Here is a 673-nt window from a genome sequence, read left to right as displayed (position 1 = left end):
GCTTTCGGCAACAGCACCTTCACCATCATGTGGATCTGCTTCTTGTCGCCATGCCCGACGCCGATCACCGCTTTCTTGACTGCGTTAGGCGCATATTCGGCAACGACGAGGCCGGCACGCGCCGGCACCAGCATGGCGATGCCGCGTGCCTGACCGAGCTTCAGCGTTGCCACCGCGTCCTTGTTGACGAAGGTCTGTTCGACCGCCGCTTCGTGCGGCATGGCGGCATGCAGGACTTCGGCAAGCCCGTCATGCAGCTGGCATAGCCGCGTTGCCAGCGCGGCCTTATCGTCTGATTTCACAGTGCCGGAAGCAATGAAGCGCAGCGAATTGCCGAGGCTTTCGACGATGCCCCAGCCGGTGCGCCGAAGCCCGGGATCGATACCGATGATGCGAATCGCTTCCGCCATTTGCCGAGTTTACCTCCGGCGGACAGCGATGCCAGCGAAATGTGAACAAACCGGAAACAGAAGGCGGACCGCGGTCTAACCCCGAGCGAAAGCCGTGTTGAGCAGGCTGATCTGGTCGGAAACCGGGTTGGGGCGGCGAGCCATCGGTTGCATGTCGACCATGGCGCCGGAGCCATAGATCTCGTCGTCCATGCGGCGCACCAACGCTTGCAGGCGCAGCGAGCGGGTGACGAGGTCGAGGAAATCCTCGGGCAGTTCGGCCC

At 62.9% G+C, this 673-nt stretch carries 2 protein-coding genes; both read right to left on the bottom strand.

Translation table 11 applies throughout. From position 1 onward, the window contains the following. On the bottom strand, positions 1 to 410 hold a 410-nt coding region (ruvC, locus tag EN925_RS38485), incomplete at its 3' end, for a crossover junction endodeoxyribonuclease RuvC (protein WP_128337495.1). 75 nt (positions 411 to 485) lie between these two features. Beyond that, positions 486 to 673 (bottom strand): DUF1465 family protein (locus EN925_RS38480; protein WP_128337494.1); only part of this gene is annotated, 188 nt, incomplete at its 5' end.

Source organism: Mesorhizobium sp. M7A.F.Ca.US.006.04.2.1 (assembly GCF_004022915.1).
In the GTDB taxonomy this organism is placed as follows: Bacteria; Pseudomonadota; Alphaproteobacteria; order Rhizobiales; family Rhizobiaceae; genus Mesorhizobium; species Mesorhizobium ciceri.
The sequence above is the reverse complement of the archived record's forward strand: the minus strand, read 5'-3'. Positions and strand labels throughout refer to the sequence as shown.